Raw genomic sequence first — 17675 nt, forward strand, 5'->3', positions numbered from 1 at the left:
ACATACTACATTTACTCTGATTGCTAATAAAATTGTTGATTTTATTTCTGTTATATAATCGAGATCATCAAATTAGCTCATAATTTCCCTCATTCTAATTTGATAAGCATTTTTCCTCAAATATAATTCGCAAACGAATTTGGATTTCTAACATTATTCTGCAAATTGGCAAGCAACATCAACTGGTACACCACAAAGTTCAGCGTAACATACAGTTGTCTGCTTTCTTTTCTGATCAATCGGACATCAAATTTGAGAATGTGTTTCAAGTGTTTATGTAATCTTTCACAATTTTGTCTTGTATCTTTCTTCTTCTGTAATTCTGCATCATTCATACCCTGATTTCTCAGATACATACCCACTTGTTTTTCTCTTCCATGATTGTAAAGGAATTTCAATTTTCTGTTTAGTGGAAAGTGGGGATCTCCTCCATTTTTCCACATTTTGTTATCCAATGATCAATTCGTTTCATTTTTCCTTCTGCACTGACAATAGCATCAGAAGGAAGCGATATTGTAGGATTTACATTCAAATAATTCCATATATCTGCATAATTAGTAAATGAATCATAAGCACCATCTAACGCATATGAATCAACTTCAATATTCAAATCTTTCAAGAATTCGATATGCGATTTTATTAGAGAGGAATCATGGGCTAATCCCTTTGTGTATGTCATATACAAAGGATAAGTTCCAATCAATGTGATGTGTGCTTTATCCTTTTTACATCCATAATGTGGATTCATAATGTGGATTATAATCGCTGTGTCTATCGTATCTTGAAGCTTCAAAAGGTGTAGAATCTGTATTCAGATTTCTAAATTGTGTGAGCTTCAATATCCTTCCTGCTATTTTTTCCATAATTTTCTGGAATCCATCCTCCCCTAATCCGTATTTCACAAAATGGTGAAGTGTTGCACCTGTTGGTAACGAAATATTTCCATCTGCATCAACAAAACGAAGAAGCAGAGCTTCTTCATCGGTGAGTGATGAGATGGTTTTGTCAAACGAAAGTTTTCTGAAACATTTTACAATGGTGAGTTTTATCATAGAAGAAATACGATACTTAAAATGCCAGTCTTTATTGGAATAATGGTTATTTTCAACATGCTGTGCGATGTCTTCAATGTTAAGAAAATGTAACAATCAGCAAACTAGCACATTTTCCTTATCGCAATCGTTTCGAATGGAGTCCTCGAAGAGGACTCCCTTATACACAGTATAAATATCCTCCATGAGACTGCCCTAATTTAGGCTATATAAATATATTGGCAGAGCAGATAGCTTTTTTTGGGGGGGGAGGGGAAGCCGAATCTTATGGAAAAAAGAGGTAACTTTTTAAATCAAAATTCTAATTTGATGGACTCATAATCATTGATCAGAAAATAAAATAGGGTATTTTGCCTCAATATGAGTCAATGTAATCAAGTATAGCCAAAAAGAAAATATGGAGAAGAAATTTGGGCAAAGAAATACTGGAATCAACTAAAAGAAGTTAAATTCAAACTATTAGTGCATAACCTTGATAGGCATGTCAAGGTTGCACTTATTGTTCATATGAGGATTCTACAGAGCCTTAATAGCTTCAAATAATATGGAAATTGTTTTCTATAAAATCGATATTAGAGATTTTCACATGGATTTTCCATATACCCACCTATCTTTTTTATCGACCAGTTTAGAAGTGGCCTAATAACTCCACGCCTTGGTTCTGGATTATGTGTGCCTACTCCATTTAATGCTTCGATTTCAAGTTTTAAGATGTTATCTTCTGCAAAATGAACTTTTTTCATAGGAATTGTTGAAGAAATTCTTACATAATAAAACCCATTGTTCAATAAATTTCCAGGAATGAAACACTGCGTAATATAGATTCCTTCTGATTCTTTATTTGAGGAATCTAAGAAGTCAATATCATTAGAAGTGAAAACACAGGTTCCATCATCTGCAAATAACGTAACTCCAATTTTTGTTGTCGTAGCCTTTTTTAATAAAACATATTTAATTTCAATAACAAATGAACTGGATATATCAGTGCATGAAATTATTTTATCAAACTCATTTTTTATAGCTACATGGATTAATTTTATAGTGTCGTCGCCTGGACTATTGTTTAGACAATCCCAAACTTTAAACCCTTCGCCTTCATTCCCCTCATTTATATATTTTGTAACGATATCATGTGTATCCCCTATTTGTCTAATTAATCCCGATTGTAGCCATATTGCTTTGCTGCAAAGGTTATTTACAGCCCCCATGTTGTGACTTACAAATAGCACGGTTCTCCCACCCTCAGCTACCTCTTCCATTTTACCCAGACACTTCTTCTGAAACGCTGCATCTCCAACGGCAAGTACTTCATCGACAATGAGTATCTCAGGATCTAGATGAGCTGCCACAGAGAAACCAAGACGCACATTCATGCCACTGGAATAGCGCTTAACAGGGGTATCTAGAAATTTCTCAACGCCTGAAAACTTGACAATCTCATCAAACTTTTCATCAATTTCCTTCTTTTTCATACCAAGAATGGAACCATTAAAATAAATATTTTCTCTGCCCGTAAGTTCAGGATGAAAACCAGTACCTACTTCAAGAAGACTTCCTACACGACCTCGCATCTTTATCTCACCTTCTGTAGGGTAGGTAATCCGCGAAAGAACCTTGAGGAGAGTACTCTTGCCAGCACCATTCCTACCAATAATACCAACAACGTCTCCCCTTTCAACTTCGAAATTTACATCCTTGAGAGCCCAGAAAGCATTATTTGTTCGGAAACTGTTCTTTAACGTCATTAATGGATGTCTCACTGCACAGGTTAAACTGTCTGAAAGCGTCTTGTATGTCTTGTCCATTCCAATAGAATACTGCTTAGAAAGGCCTTTAACCTCTATTATGGGTTCTTTTTTGCTTGACGCTACCATTTAAATCAAATCCGCAAAGTATTTTTCTGTACGTTTGAGATAGAGTATACCACTCACAAAAATAATGATTGTTAACACAGTTGAAATTGCAAGTCCAACAAAATCTACAGGAACATGACCAAGCAGGCATGCCCTATGAGCATTTATTAATCCTGTCATAGGGTTCAAGTAAAGTAACCATTGGAATTTCTCACCTACTACATCAACAGGGTAAATAACTGGTGATAAAAATAAAAGCATCTGGATGAAAAATGAGAGTATGAACTTTACATCCCTATATTTAATGCAAATAGATGAAAGCCAGTACCCCATTCCTGATGAAAGTAGAATTGTAATTAATACTATGAAAGGTAACAGGATTATTTTACTATTCGGAACAATTTGGTAGTATAGCATCATCAGTGCAATGATACTTGTAGCAATCACATAGTCAACAAGCGATGCAAGAACAGGAGCGGTTGGTATAAATATTCGTGGTATGTAGACCTTTGAGAGAAGACCACCACTACCAACAAGACTAAGGCTTGAAGCAGATAGTGAAGTTGAAAAATAAGTCCAGAGAATAAGACCGGAATACGAGAATAATGGATAAGGAATTCCTTCAGACGGCATCTGCGCTAGCCCACCAAAGATCAGCGTAAAAACAATCATCGAAAAAAGAGGTTGTAGAACTGCCCATGATGCACCCATGATAGTCTGTTTATACTTTATCTTAATTTCCCTTAAAGCAAGGAAGAATAAAAGCTCTCTGTACTCTACCAGTTCCTTCCAGTTCAGATCCAAAAACCCGTATTTTGGGCGGATTACAAGTTCGTAATTAGTTGTAGTTTCAGTCATGGTAAACACATTTATACTTCCCCGTAGACAGTTTAGTATTCACTTATAATATTCCACGATAAATATATTCCTATATTATATATAAATATCTAATTATATGTAGGCATAATCACACAGAAATGTATAAAAAGCTACCAATTAAATAGTCTAGCAACTTCAAATGCTTCAGCGTAGTCAACACCAATGACACTGCCTCTACTCCTAGCTAAACCCATTATCGAAAGTTTTTCCATATAACTTTTTTCTTTTTGTGATGAAAATACTTCAATGCACTTTAGTTTTTGTTCAAATACACCCGTAATATCCTTATAAGCTGTCGGTCTGAACTCTATAGTTGTTGAAGGAGACTCGTAGAAAAAAACACTATTTTTCATCTGCCTTGATGCAGAAAGAGCAGACAATGACATTGCAGCATGATCTTGGTGATAATCTTTAGGAGAATGTACATAAATTATGTCTGGATTTAATTGATTGACATATTGATCTAATAAGCTTACAGTAATTCCGTCGTGTTTAATCATTGTATCTGGCAAATTCAAAAAATAAACATCCTTAACACCAATAATATCCATTGATTCCAAAGCTTCTTTCTGTCTAACAGCTTCATTTCCACTTTTTCCACCATTTGAACCTATGAGACAAAAAACACTATCGTTCTCTTGAGCATGAGAACAAAGAGCACCACCACAACCTAACTCAATATCATCAGGATGAGCACCAATAGCCAATATGTTTTTTTTCATTCAATACCACCTATAAATTCAAAAGAGCACATCAGTAAATTACTCTGTTTAGAGTGAGTAAAGTGAAAATACATTATAAATATGATGGTGTAATAAATCCTTAATATTCACAAATATAAGGTTTATTACATTCAATTTACTTCGAACAGATAGATATTGATTTCATTTTTATTTTATAATAGTCTTATTTTTATTTTATAATCGTCTTATTTTAATTATAAATATAGGCTAAAAATACCTACCAATATTATTTTATTGTTTAAATGATAATCTCTACAGAGATGGACTTTGATATCCGAAAAAGACTAGACAGTAGAATACTCCAATCTCTATTCACTTTTGTAGTGGCATAAATTACTGATTCTTACATAAGTAAAAAATAAATAGTAAACAATATAATTATTTAGAATATTTATGAAGAAAACTTTATACCATGAAATACTACTGTTATCGAAGCTAATTTTATATTATCCATCAATTCCAAACAAAAATAAGAACACTTTTATTACTGTTGACTCCCCAAATAAGAAGATGAAATCCTGAAAACATAATAACTATCCTGAAATGAGTCCTAGTTGTAGAATCAAACCATATCAATACTGGTTGTACTTTTATGAAAACTGCGTACCATATAGCAAAAAATACATTTTTTATTGTATTCAGCAATGTTACAACTAAAATAATCGCCATTATAATAACAATTTACTTAGCACGATACCTAGGAGCTTCTGATTTTGGAAAATATACGTTTGTGATAACATACTTGATGATGTTTGGATTTATAGCAGGATTTGGTCTTGATCCAGTTGTAATAAAAAATATTGCAAAAAACACAACTACTGCTGAAAAAATGATGAGCAATTCTATATTAATTCGAATTCTCACTTCATCAGCATCAATTTTTCTGGCTGTTGCAGGAATACATATCTTGAATTATCCACCGGATACAATATACTATGTACAACTATTGTCTGGCATCCTCTTATTCCAAGGAATTAGTTATTTAATTGAATCTTTTTTTCAATCCCAATTGAAAATGCAATTTTCAGCAATTTCACAAATTTGTTCAAAACTTGTTCTTGGAATACTAATATATTATGCTGTTCAAAACAAATGGGGATTAAGTGATATATTTTTAGCATATGTTTTTTCAGAGATGCTTAGAACATTTATATCATTCATTTACTCAAAAAGAATGTTACATTATAAGCTGCAATTTGAACCAAGATATTGCATGAATCTAATAAAGCAGTCATTACCTTTCGTATTTGGATATGGATTATTAGTTGTATTCAACCGTTTTGATATCCTAATGTTATCTATAATGAAAGAAGATATAGCTGTTGGTTTTTATTCTGCAGCTTTTAAGCTGACAGAATCAGTTCTATTTATACCTAGTGCATTATCTGCTACATTAATGCCCATAATGGCAAAACAATTCGATACGAACATTGAAAAATTGAAATGCACATATAAGATAGGAACAAAATATATATTTATGATTATTTTTCCGTTAATAGTTGGTGGCACCATACTAGGAGAAAAAATAATCATATATATATATACAGAAAACTTCAGCAATTCGATTTTTGTGTTTCAATTATTAACTTTAACTATCATTTTTAATTCATTAAATTCCATCCAGACTTCAATAATAGTTTCCGTAAATAAACAACAATTAAACAACTTGTCAATATCTATATGTATTATTTTAAATATAATGCTAAATTTGATATTTATACCCAAATACAGCTATGTCGGAGCTGGTATTGCAACATTTGTATCTGCAATTGTTCTATATTTGTTTGGTTTTTATTTTATATATAAGATGCTTGACATACAACCTCTAAACTTTGAAATTATTAAACTGGTATTATCATCAATTTTTATGGCAATTATATTAATTAGTACTAATTTAAGTTTGATAGGTGAAATATTAATGGGATTTACTATATATATGATAACTATAGTACTAACAAAGTGTATTAGTATGGATGACTATCGTATTTTAAAATAACAGTACCATAAAAACAATATTGTTGCGCAAAAAGTGCCTCTATTTGCTAACTCCCGTACTTTCCCTACATAGAAGATATTTCAAAACATATGGAATGTGAATTTTATAGCGACAAAAGTATTCTCCGCAGAAAAACCCTCAAAATGAAAATCATTCAAACAAAATGACATATTTTTTCAATATGTTACTGTATATTTTCAATTAGTATTGACTTAGAATCACTATATCAGTGAGAGATGCTGTCAAATAAAATATTTATAATTGTATACATAAAGGTGTGAGTTTTCAGATGAATCTAGCATTGTATCAACAATCTTAAGCACCTATAAAGCAAAGTACCAGCATCTTGCTGTCGGTAGCAAATGATACCGGAGCTTTTTTATTGACATATTAAAATAAAAATATAGTCTATTTTTTACGAAGCTAAGAGAACCACAAATTTTATCATCTTTTAATTAAGTACATGCATAATAAGCTGTTACCTCTAGCAAATAACATGTATTGGCTAATCAATTTAAAAAATGATAACATGAATTATTTGTTAAAACTGTGCATAAAAAAGTAGATAGAAAGGTGGATTGATGGACGTTTCAATTATCGTGCCAACTTTTAATAGAAAAGATTCATTAAAAAAGACATTGCAATCTTTAATTAATCAAAAATATCCACATGACAAGTATGAGATTATTGTTTGTGATGACGGTTCCACCGATGATTCAGCAGATATGATTCATGACATTTCAACACGTTCGGATGTAGAGATCAAGTATATCACCCAAAAAAATAGTGGGCCTGCTGTTGCAAGAAATCTTGGAATTCCTTTATCAAAAGGAAAAGTAATTGGATTTATAGATGATGATTGTGTCGCAGTTCCTTGTTGGTTATATGCAGCTGTGAAGCAATTTGAGAACAAAAATATTGGTGGTGTACAAGGACCAACTTTACAGGCAAGCAAAATACCGCTTCGAAAAAAATTGTTTCATTATGCCAGGACTTCAAATGTCACAGAACAAAACTATTTTTATGCATCGTGTAATATTTTTTACCGAAAAGATATACTTGATAAACTAGGTGGTTTTGACAGTAGCTTCCCAGTACCGTGTTGGGGAGAAGATACAGATTTAGGTAATAGGGTTCTGCTAGATGGTAATATCATTGTTTTTGATAATCAGGTGAAAGTTTATCATGATATTCAATATATTCCATTTTTATCTTATCTAAAAAGTCTTAAAAAATATACATCCAGAGCATTACTTTTTAAAAAATATCCATTCATGCGAAAAAGGTCAATCCTTGGTTTTATTGGAATCAGATCTCATGTCTATCCTTTTTTTATCCTTTTTACTCTACTAGCATATTCTTTAAGCAAATTAATTGGTTTAAATGATTTTTATTTTTATGCGACAGGGTTTTTTACTTTGGTATTATATCTTTGGGGAAGAATAATAACTGATTTGAACTATAAATTATATCCCCTGAGAATTATGTCATCCCCACGTTATTTTTTGATTGATTTAATTGGTTTATATTACACACTTAAAGGTGATATCAAGTACAAAACACTCTTATTATAATTACTACACATCGACCATAGAAAACCCATCTAAATCAACACAATCTAGATTTAGTAAATAAATTTTATCAATGTAATGCAGTACATTTCAACTAACTATTTATTATTAGTCTACAGAACATTGATGATTTCTACAGAGCCATAATAATATGTAGCTCTACGCAATTATAATTTTTATTTAAATTATATTTTTAAATATATTTACTTATATTTATCACCCATAAAACCAGCATTCAGCAAAGCATCTAAAGATGTCATGTTAGGCATAAATCCATTATATTGCTGATCATAAATCGGATGCTTGAAATCTTGAAATATTAATTCAATTCCACACCTATCAAACTGCTCAATTTCCAAGTAATTCTTCCCACAAGATCCTGATAAATACTTATTCCCACCTACTGCATCTACAAGGTCTAATATTTTAGATGTAGATTTCGAATTAAACCCAAATTCGCTAGAGCACACAATTTTTGTTTTTATATTAAATGAATCAGAAAGAAACTGAATCAATCGCATATTTAAATCAACTAAGAAATCATAATCTTCATTATATATGTTTTCAAGTTCTGTTATGAATTTTTGATAGAATGGTGCTTTTGAATAATTATTTTGAATGTCCCCTAGATGGCTAATATTCCATTTATTATTTCCAATAAGAAGATCATTCCGAATTCTTATTTTATTTATAGATATCAATTTTTTTTCAACAGGAACAGTCAGCCACTTTGAACCATTCGGAGTTCGAATTTTGTTTCGATGATGAAAATCACCTTTACTAAACTGGGCATCGTCATAAAGAATAAATATATCTGATTTTTTTAACTTATCAAAAAAACCAATGTATGGGAGGTAATTTGGCTGATGAATTCCTACAATCATATATGTCTATTTTACCGCTTTTAATATATGGGTTTACCTCTGCAGAAAATCAAGATTAACGAGCTTATCTAATTTGGGCATAATTTCCCCACCACAATTTGATCACTCAGTTAATTAAAATATTAGATTAAGATAAATTATTTGATTTAAGGTTGTAAATTGGACTCTGTTGGAAACTATCTAACCAATATCACTCAACAAATGTGATGAATCCCCTCAATATTATAAAGTAATATAAAATATTTGAGAGCTTTAATTATTACCATTATAGTGAGGATCTTATAGAACCAAAATTAAAGACTTCAAATTGCAGATGAGCTATATATAACATACACCTTAATGATAATCATGCACAACAACTCAAACAATGTTATTTTGTCCATTTGTGACATACATCCATTAAGATATGGATCATTCGAATGTTTTTTATATGAACTATCCAAAAGCTTAGAAGTAAATGGATTTAAACATGTTATTGTTTTTAGAGGAAATCCGATAAAATCAGTCAATACTGCCCTCTTATCAACAAATTCAGAAATACTTATCTTTAGCCCCTCAAAACACAGCATCTTTGATTTTTTTAAATTATTCCGCCTGGTTAAGGATTATAACCCAAAAATTATTCATTTCCATTTTTATCCACCTTATAGTATTCTCAACTTTATAAAATATATAAAAAATACTACTTTTTTGTATACAGACCATATGGGAATTAACCCGACGAATAATTATTGTAAGAAACTTATTAGAAAAATATACCATTACAGTAATTTTTTATTATTTAATAATCCAATCGATTCCATTATTTGTGTATCTGAAGTTATAAAATCAAAGTATTTAAAAGAATATGGAATCAAATCAGATAAATTGATTGTAATCTATAACGGCATTGATACTAGTCGTTTTTCATATGAAGAAAATCAATTTTGCGCTAAAACAAAATATGCCACGACAGAAGAAATAATAGTAAGCTGTATTGCTGGTTTAAGGATAGACAAAGGTGTTCAATGCCTAATAAAAGCTGCACCGATTATAATAGAAAAAATCCCAAATGTTAAATTATTAATAGTCGGAGATGGGGATTATAAAAAAAAACTAGAAGAACTCACAAGTAACTTGAATTTAAAAGAAAAAATCATGTTCACAGGGTTTAAAGACTCAACAGAAGAGATATATTCAATATCTTCATGCATTGCAATTCCTTCATTATCAGATGAATCATTTTGTTTTGTTGCTGCTGAAGCTATATCAATGGGTATCTCAGTTGTAGCCTTCGACTCTGGAGCAATAACTGAACTATTTGGTAAAATCAAAACTGTTAAGATTATACCACAAAATCATGAGGTGTTGGGGAATTCTATTGTTGATATATTATTAAATTTGCCAACTGACACCGTTCTAAAGGAAGGAAGTAAAGTCATAAACGATAATTATTCCGTTAATGAATGTGTAAATAGACATATTAATCTTTATAAATATTACACAAACAAGAACTAATCCTAGACACCATACAGGAATTTAGACTTTTATTTTATAACCCAAGTTTTACAGTTTCACTCTTTCACTCTTTCCTAAAGAGAAGACCTCCCTTTATCCTTATTTTCTTTTTTTGTCAGGAAAAACTAGTTGACAGTTGAAACAATTTCGCTGCATCCCCTATGATTTAATCCATTTTTATCTAAAATCAGTTATTTATAGCATGAAAGTTAGCGCAAATGCACTTTTTTACCTGATTTTTCACGGAATAGGTGGTTACTGTCAAATTCAACAGGTTATCTTTAATGAATTTTATTGACTTATGCTTGAGTTCATCGAATTAATATTACATCAGTAATATGAACAATTATGCAATGAATCCAATAATCACAGTTCCATTCTTGAAATAAGTATTGTCAGGTACATTACCTTTTTGGGCAGTAATCCCAATGGGTATGTTAATAGGAGCTGCAAGTTCTGAAATGCCTAAAGTAATCTGTTTCTTATCTGGCCTGTAATCTCGCTGTACCCATGTTTTCCAAGAGGAGATTTATCCCCATACAAAACAATGCTGGTCCAGTCCATGTTTATGTTGGTGTGTTCAAAATCATATAGAGTGAACAATCTACCCTGATATCGGAAACAATCGTTTCACGATTATTTCCCAAGGTTTCAAGAATCCTGTACAAAGTTCTTCCACTAAATTTGAGAAGATTGAAAATGTCGAGAACCTCAAAACGGTTGATCCACAGATTAACTTTATTATGCTGAAATTATCTGTGAACTTATAGCTCACAAGTGCTTCCATCAGGTCGTTGATATCAATACCATTCTTTTTGTATTTCCCAAAAACAGTGAAAAATTGGGGAAATCATAGAGTTGGTTTACAGCTAGAATGGTTCCGATAGGAAAACATATACTCGCATTTGAAATAGTGCCAGACATTGTTATTTTTTATTGCATGTTTGCCGACTACGACAAAATTAAGAACCATTTTATTACTTTTGATTGGCAAACTTGGATTATAATTATCTATCAACAAGTTTCATAAAATTCTATGTACATATTCACGTAATCGCATATTACACGGTCCCAGCTGTAATTAAGAGCAAACTCCTTTTGTTGTTTAATCACACCCTCATCATAATCTTTCCCATAAACTGCAGCAATTATATCACATATATTTTCAATAGTTGGTTCAAACGCATAAAGTTTATTGCTACTCATGAGTGTAAAATCATATATCCCTGCCTTTTTGGAAAAATAAACTGGACAGTTTGCACAGGCGAAAGCTTCAATATAAGAAAGTGGAAAGTTATCCCATAATGAAGGAAAGATAGCAGCATCTACTGTTTTTAGATATGATTTTATAATGTATTTACCTACATTTCCAAGTAAAATCACGTTATTCTGTAACTTCAAATCATAAATTAATTTTTCAAGATTTTTTTTTAGAGGACCCGTACCTGCAATATATAAAAAGGCATTACTTATTTTTCTTTTAGACATGAATCTATGAAATCCTTTTATCAAAATATCTACTCCTTTTTCTGCAGATAATCTTCCATGATAAAAGAATTCCAATCCATCTTTTTTAAGCATTAACTCATGTTCTGGTGAGTACCAATAATTATCTAAAGCATTAGGAATTACTTTTGCAGTTTTGACTCCATAGTTTTCAGCAACCAAGTTTTTAAACAAATATGAATGGACAATAAGCTGATCTGCGCTTTTCAATAAAGAAGGTAAAAAAAAATAAGTTGGAATATAAGAGTAGTTAATTGATTTGTTGCTGTGATAATTCAATTCTACTTCCTTTCTAATATCGCCATGATAATTAAATATTAAAGGATATTTCTTTAATTTTGAATAAACATGCAACAGGAATTTACTATTGGGATAGATATGAGGACTGACTGGAATATGGACAATACTGTGTGGCACATCCATAATATTTTTTTCAGAATATATATTGACATCTTCGAACTTCATTTTTATATTAGCCTCGTATTTTGAAGGCGAAAATATTTCAATATCAGTAAAAGGTAATTTATCTCTTTTTTTGAGAAGATGTTCGAAAATACTTTGACCTACGGACGAAGGAGCGCCTTCACTGAATGGATAATAATAAACTAAGCTTAAATCATCTTTAATAAATATGCCCCCTTATGAAAATGTACGTCTTCGATTAGTAAGTAATAAATGAAATGTACATCACATGGAATTACGTTTAGTACCAGTAAGGAATATTATTATATAAATTGAAAGCTCAACAGCTATTTATCATGATCAAAGTACCATATAGCCATCCTTGAACTATCGTATACTTTGCCATAATTCTGTTCCACGACCTTTGTCACAGGTTTAATGTAATATTTATCTTGAACAAAATATTTATACTCACTCAGTTGTTCCATATTTGTAGCTGCCTGTCTTAACCATTCCATGCGACCAGACACAGTAGTCCCACCTTTAACAACATAAGGTCCTTCAAAATAGAAGTCCTTTTGTAAGAAACTATTCTGGACATATTCTATTTCATCCTCCTTAATAAATCCATAAGCTAAATTGCCTGCACTAATAGTTGGTGTAATTGGATGACCTTCTGAAACAGCAAACAATCGTCCTGTTTCAAATGCAGTATCCAGACCATAAGAATTATCAGGAATATAACTTTTACCCCATATGCCAGTTACATAAGTATCTTGAGTCATATACCAATATGCATCAGATTCTCCTGTACGATTATGGTTATAAAAGCCTGTAAAAGTCACACTCAATAATATCATCATGATAAAAATAACTGATGAAAACCTTTTGTTAATCGAAATCTCAGTAACATTAAAAAAAGATATACTAATAAATAATACAATCAAAAGTAACAACAAATAAGCCCCATAAGCATGTAAGTAAATAGCCGGAATAAACAATGTAAAAAGAATAAGTAAAAGAAGTTCATTTATTGACTTGTCTTTTTTGAATAGACCATAAATGAAACCTCCAATTGAAAGAACGAACAGGGGACCCGATTGCCTTACCAAGGATATTAAAGAAGTGATTAGCCAGCTATATCTGGATCCAGACTCCACAAGTGATCGATTAATAAAAGGCAAGATAATAGATATAACTATTATGGGTAAAATAATTAGGTACAAATTCAACTGTATTGTATCAAAGTATTTTGTCCTTCTTAATAAAAGAAGGCACGTATAAACAACCATGATTGGGATAATAATAAAGGCAAGATGATGTATGGAAAATTGGAAAACAAGCAATAAGAACAAGAGAATTATTTTTTTAAACAAATGTATTTCAGATATGAGCAAATAAATAAACAATGGTAAAAGAACTATAAACAGACCTCTGGTACTTACTTCCCATGTAGAGAAAAGCATTACCCCAGGAGATGTTGAAAAAAATAAAGCAGCAAGATATTTAAATGTAAACTTTGAAGAAAATCTACCTGCTAAAACATAAGCTGTAAATATAGAAAAAACGCCAGTAACTACACAATAGATTAAAATAATTACTTCCATCTCGATTGATAACAATTGATGCATCCCAGACAGGACAAAAGGTACTGCACTTGCATATGAATATGCGTAAAAACCAAAAACTGAAAGCCAGTTAATCCACCATTGTGCATCTCCAAAGATTGAAATTGAATTTGCGAGAGAGTGTATAAAGAATGAATCGTAACCTTTCTCATGAGGAATGCTTGGAATGCGTAGTGCTAAATTGAGTAAAATCAATAATGATAGCAAACATACTTTGGCTTTCTTCCCAATTAAAAGAGAAGTTTTTATGGATGAACTTGTTTTTTGTTCCATAATTAATCAAAGAATTCTTTATATTTATTCCTGTAGTAACATCGAACTTCAGGCATATCAATCTTTTCTCTAACCACTAGCACTCCATAGATATAACCGTATAAATAAGCAACTCCGATATAAAAGAAAGGATACTTGATACAATATTTCAATGATTTTAATAGTACATAGATTGGATAGTAATCTCTGTAATAATCAGAAATACCTCTCACTTTATAGCCTTTCCATAATCCTTCAGTGCTATTAGTAGGACGTGACGTTATTGCTATAATATCATTGTATTTTTTAATTTTCCAACCAGAAAGTATCGCCATGACATTTGACACAGAATCTGCAGAATAACTTAATGGAAATCCACCGGATTCTTCGAAGCATTCTTTCCTCCAGACCCTCAACCCACCAATCGGATTTTGTGACCGGCCGTTTTCATGGACTAATTTATCCCCTAAATAGTATGCTGCTGAACCACTACATACACCCAGATCAGGATCAGTTTCAAACTGACCAAGTATCTTTTCAAAAAAATCCTTATCCAGAACCATATCAGCATCTATCAAAGCAATGAATTCATGAGAAATAGCATTCTTGTCACAAAAATCAATTGAATACTTTATAGCACTATCAACTATTTGTGCATAGTGAAAACTCAAATCTCTTTTTGACTCTTTTTCACTAATTACGTAGACCCATTCAACTTTATTCTTCAAATTCTCTAAAATTAATGGCGTTGAATCAGTACTACCATCATCTACTATGACCCAAAGGTTGGGTTTTATTGTATTATTAATAACTGAATCAATCAAGCTAGGTAACGATTCCTCTTCGTTTTTGCAAGGAGTCACTACAATATAATCATATTTTCCCATAAATACACCATACTGAACAATTATATTTATTTACCAATTTCAAGTGTTTTTTCTATTGCCCCAACAATGAATTCCACAATATCAACAGTATTGTTGTATAAATGTTGACTCTTCTCTTGCCATTTTAAATTTAAATCAGAATCCTCAAAAAGAGATTCCGCCTTCTGGATTGCAACATTCTTATCCTCAATTGTGTATACCAGATCATATTTACTTTCAAGTTCATTCAGATAGCCACGTTTGGTATTAGAGACATATATCGAAGGGACACCTAATATAGCAGACTCAGAAGCCATTGTCGCACCTTCACCAATATACATTTTTGCAAAGTACAATATATCATGTAAATCTTTGGGATTTATATTCAACCGATGCTTTTCGATGAGCTGCCAGTCATCAATCTCAGAAAATATAATAACTCGTCCATATCTTTCCAATACAGTTATCAAGTTTTGCAAATCATCTTCGGACTCAAAATTGAACCCACGTGCTCCAACATCATGATGAGAACCAAGAGCAGACAATCTTAATACAATATAATCATCCGTTAATTCATACTTGTCAAGAACGGACTCGTTTGGTGTAAAATACTTTGGGTGCAAGTATGCCATTTCATAGTATCCTTCAAAACGCTCTTGTTTTGGCCCCAAATCAATGAAAAAACTTGTTGATGTGTATATCTTATCCGTAAATGGAAATGTTAATTTCATTACAATTCCAGCGATCTCAGTATCAGGAAACGCAATATGTGGTTTTCCAAGCAATCGGCTCACATGAGCAGAGTATGGTGAACCAGGACTCACAAATATATCTGGTTTGAAATCTTTTGAAAACTTGTATAATCGATAATCATTAATTGGTATTCCTAACGCTTTACCCAGAATGTGCGAATAATAATTGCATAAATGGTACTCAATGCCCAAATCATCAAGCATTCTCCTTGTATTCTCTTTAGCTCTCGCAAACACTTGTACTTCATGTCCCTTATCGTTCAGCTCAGAGATGACACCTTTAAAAACATTGACATCCTTCGGATGACCAATATCAAACAACACCTTCATTTATCAACATCTCCAATCTTTTTGGCAGGGACACCGGCAACTATTGAATAATCATCTACATTTTTGGTCACTACAGAGCCTGCACCGACCACAGCCCCTTCTCCAACAATTATATCCGGCATTATGATAGCTCCTGCACCAATCCATGCATCATCTTTGATGATGACTATTCCCCTCTGTATTTTTACATGAGGATAGATTTTGGAATTGTTAGGATCGGATGATGAAAGTAAGATCACATTTGGCCCTATTGCCACCCTATTACCAATGACTATGTTACCCTTATCTTCAAGTTTTTCTGCAATTGTCAAACCTTCTGCAATATAGGTCTGATCCCCTATTTGATATCCACAATTTCGATACAAGAATAATCTCAGAGATGAGCAAGGGAGAGTTTTTGCAAGAAACTTAAATAGCTTTTTTCTGGATCTCCACAGCATGATCACTCACAACATTACCTTTTTATACACAGAAAGACCGATTCCTGCAATATTCTTCCTAATCCCGGAATGCACTTTCTCATACCTTCCAAAATTTACCATTTCCCCACCAAACCTTCTCTTAAACTCCCTCACACCATATGGTTTGTCGGGATGGCCGGCTCCTCCAAAATCGAATACTTTGTATTTACCAGCATTCTCTTTAAGAATGTGCCATACAAGAGCTTCATCTACATAATCAACACCTTGTTTCGAACCTGCGTACCAGTCGTAGACCATGTCTTTGTAGTTCAGTGTTATTCTTGTGCCTACAGCCTCATCATCCTTTAAGGCAATGAAGAAGTCTGCAAGACCTATTGATGATAGGTCATCGTAGGCAGCCTTAAAATGAGAAATATCTGCAATGGGAACCTTGAATCGTTTGTATGTTTCAAGCACCAGGTCATAGCATGACTGCAGCTCGTCTCTGCTGTCCACCTTTTTGATAGTTATGCCACTTTTCTCTGCACGATTTATACCCTTTCTGCGAGATTTCTGGATATCCTGCCATATATCCCCCTTGCTTCGGTTAAGATCGATGAGAAAATCAAGATGTGGCTCATAATCATATTCCATTGAACCAAATATCTGCAGGCAATTTTCCGTATCCCACATGTTCCTTATCTGAGTGTACACTATCCTTCTCCCTACAAGTTTATCGTAGTGTTCCATCATGCTCTGGACAGCTTCTCTTCCCTTATCTGAATCTACAAACAGAGGTCCACCATGTAGGACAGCACGCGATGAAAATGAGGAAAGAATACCTTTCATTTCACAAATGATAACGCTTTGCATAACAGCCAGCAGATTATTTGAAACAGGGTCCTTTGCAGCAAGACAAATAGACTCATAGTTTTTGGTCTTGCCATACAAATCAGCCATCATGGAAGTCTGGAAAATGTTACCCTGCGGATGGTTGGATACAAAATCATCCCATTCATGTTTGTCAAGGGTTTCAGTTATTGTTACCATTATTCAATCACTC

The 17675-nt window shown here is 32.4% G+C and carries 13 protein-coding genes and 2 pseudogenes; 4 read left to right on the forward strand and 11 right to left on the reverse strand.

Features of this window, described 5'->3' with window-relative positions; translation table 11 throughout:
- Positions 1-116: 116 nt before the first annotated feature.
- Positions 117-1238 (reverse strand): annotated as a pseudogene (locus RE476_RS05235) (ISNCY family transposase).
- 201 nt (positions 1239-1439) lie between these two features.
- Here RE476_RS05235 and RE476_RS05240 point away from each other — a divergent pair.
- A pseudogene (locus RE476_RS05240) lies at positions 1440-1595 on the forward strand (IS5/IS1182 family transposase); the annotation flags it as partial.
- A 29-nt stretch (positions 1596-1624) separates the two neighbouring features.
- Here RE476_RS05240 and RE476_RS05245 read toward each other — a convergent pair.
- The 3 genes from RE476_RS05245 to RE476_RS05255 all read right to left on the reverse strand — a co-directional run bounded on the left by RE476_RS05245 (position 1625) and on the right by RE476_RS05255 (position 4506).
- Complete coding sequence (locus RE476_RS05245; protein ID WP_309309352.1) at positions 1625-2926, reverse strand: ABC transporter ATP-binding protein; 1302 nt, start codon at positions 2924-2926, stop codon at positions 1625-1627.
- Positions 2927-3763: an ABC transporter permease gene (locus RE476_RS05250; RefSeq protein WP_309309353.1), complete on the reverse strand. Its 837-nt coding sequence runs from the start codon at positions 3761-3763 to the stop codon at positions 2927-2929.
- Positions 3764-3894: 131 nt separating this feature from the next.
- Positions 3895-4506, reverse strand: a complete 612-nt coding sequence (locus tag RE476_RS05255; protein WP_309309354.1) for a PIG-L deacetylase family protein — start codon at positions 4504-4506, stop codon at positions 3895-3897.
- A 613-nt stretch (positions 4507-5119) separates the two neighbouring features.
- Between RE476_RS05255 and RE476_RS05260 the strand changes: the two genes are divergently transcribed.
- Both RE476_RS05260 and RE476_RS05265 read left to right on the forward strand, forming a co-directional pair.
- Positions 5120-6523 carry a flippase gene (locus RE476_RS05260; protein ID WP_309309355.1) on the forward strand — a complete coding sequence of 468 codons (1404 nt, stop codon included), beginning with the start codon at positions 5120-5122 and terminating at the stop codon, positions 6521-6523.
- Between the two features lie 581 nt (positions 6524-7104).
- Positions 7105-8097 (forward strand): glycosyltransferase, encoded by a 993-nt coding sequence (locus RE476_RS05265; RefSeq protein WP_309309356.1) that lies wholly within the window; start codon positions 7105-7107, stop codon positions 8095-8097.
- 200 nt (positions 8098-8297) lie between these two features.
- Here the strand turns inward: RE476_RS05265 and RE476_RS05270 are convergent, their stop codons facing one another.
- A complete protein-coding gene (locus RE476_RS05270) occupies positions 8298-8978 on the reverse strand; it encodes a WbqC family protein (RefSeq protein WP_309309357.1) in 681 nt (226 codons plus the stop codon).
- Between the two features lie 348 nt (positions 8979-9326).
- Here RE476_RS05270 and RE476_RS05275 point away from each other — a divergent pair, with 348 nt between their 5' ends.
- Positions 9327-10475: a glycosyltransferase family 4 protein gene (locus RE476_RS05275; RefSeq protein WP_309309358.1), complete on the forward strand. Its 1149-nt coding sequence runs from the start codon at positions 9327-9329 to the stop codon at positions 10473-10475.
- A 1014-nt stretch (positions 10476-11489) separates the two neighbouring features.
- On the opposite strand, the gene RE476_RS05280 is transcribed toward RE476_RS05275, so the two are convergent.
- From RE476_RS05280 to RE476_RS05305, 6 genes are all read right to left on the reverse strand, one after another.
- Positions 11490-12446 carry a glycosyltransferase family 4 protein gene (locus RE476_RS05280; protein ID WP_309309359.1) on the reverse strand — a complete coding sequence of 319 codons (957 nt, stop codon included), beginning with the start codon at positions 12444-12446 and terminating at the stop codon, positions 11490-11492.
- A 284-nt stretch (positions 12447-12730) separates the two neighbouring features.
- Positions 12731-14284, reverse strand: coding sequence for a hypothetical protein (locus tag RE476_RS05285; protein ID WP_309309360.1), 1554 nt, complete (start codon positions 14282-14284; stop codon positions 12731-12733).
- Between the two features lie 2 nt (positions 14285-14286).
- Complete coding sequence (locus tag RE476_RS05290; protein WP_309309361.1) at positions 14287-15150, reverse strand: glycosyltransferase; 864 nt, start codon at positions 15148-15150, stop codon at positions 14287-14289.
- A gap of 26 nt (positions 15151-15176) precedes the next feature.
- Positions 15177-16211, reverse strand: coding sequence for a DUF354 domain-containing protein (locus tag RE476_RS05295; RefSeq protein WP_309309362.1), 1035 nt, complete (start codon positions 16209-16211; stop codon positions 15177-15179).
- Positions 16208-16576 (reverse strand): acyltransferase, encoded by a 369-nt coding sequence (locus tag RE476_RS05300; protein ID WP_309309363.1) that lies wholly within the window; start codon positions 16574-16576, stop codon positions 16208-16210. The genes RE476_RS05295 and RE476_RS05300 overlap by 4 nt, the downstream gene beginning before the upstream one ends.
- Before the next feature lie 81 nt (positions 16577-16657).
- Complete coding sequence (locus RE476_RS05305) at positions 16658-17662, reverse strand: lipid II:glycine glycyltransferase FemX (protein WP_309309364.1); 1005 nt, start codon at positions 17660-17662, stop codon at positions 16658-16660.
- Positions 17663-17675: the final 13 nt, after the last annotated feature.

The organism is Methanolobus mangrovi (assembly GCF_031312535.1).
Taxonomy (GTDB): Archaea; Halobacteriota; Methanosarcinia; order Methanosarcinales; family Methanosarcinaceae; genus Methanolobus; species Methanolobus mangrovi.